Here is an 848-nt window from a genome sequence, read left to right as displayed (position 1 = left end):
CCGACAGACCGCGCAGAATGATCGTGGCTTCGGCCGCATTCGGCTCACTGACCTTCACCAACTGGAAACGACGCGACAGTGCAGCGTCCTTCTCAAAATACTTTTTGTATTCGCCCCAGGTCGTTGCGGCGATAGTTTTCAGCTCACCACGCGCCAGTGCCGGTTTGAGAAGGTTAGAAATATCCAGCCCGCCCTGCTGGTTGCCGGCACCTATCAGCGTATGCGCTTCATCAATAAACAGAATGACTGGAATGGGGGATGAAATGACTTCAGCCATCAACCCTTTGAAGCGTTTTTCAAACTCACCTTTGACGGATGCTCCAGCCTGCAATGCCCCAAGATCCAGGTTCATGATGCGGGTGTTTTTGAGTTTATCCGGTACCTGGCCTGCAACAATGCGCAGAGCAAGCCCTTCGATTAACGCGCTTTTACCCACACCGGCCTCACCCACCACGACAGGGTTGTTCTTGCGGCGACGGCTAAGAATATCGATCATCAGATCGATTTCGTGGTCGCGGCACAGCACCGGATCAAGCCGCCCCTGACGGGCGTCCTCGGTCATGTTCCTGGCATAACGCGCAAGCAGGCTATCGCTGGCATCCGTCGCCACGCTGACGTTTTTTCCGTCGTCATCCTGTATCACGGTTTCAGCAGACTCTCGCGTCCACTGCGAAAAATCCTGCTGCAAGCGATCGCGGTTAATACCGGTCAGTTGCCGGGCAGCCGCGGGAGGGACGTAACGTAGCGGCGAGTGCAGAAGCGCCAGCAGCAGCACGCCGCCCCGTAATTCGCTCATCTGCATTTCCGTTGAAGCCAGCAGCCAGGCCTCTTTTAACCACTCCACAAGC

The 848-nt window shown here is 56.1% G+C and carries 1 protein-coding gene; it reads right to left on the bottom strand.

Going from position 1 to position 848, the window contains the following annotated elements; translation table 11 throughout:
- A partial coding sequence (locus tag K5E19_RS23030) for an AAA family ATPase (RefSeq protein WP_221553248.1) occupies positions 1-848 on the bottom strand: 848 nt, incomplete at both ends.

It is taken from the genome of Enterobacter sp. RIT637 (assembly GCF_019718755.1).
Classification (GTDB): domain Bacteria; phylum Pseudomonadota; class Gammaproteobacteria; order Enterobacterales; family Enterobacteriaceae; genus Enterobacter.
The sequence above is the reverse complement of the archived record's forward strand: the minus strand, read 5'-3'. Positions and strand labels throughout refer to the sequence as shown.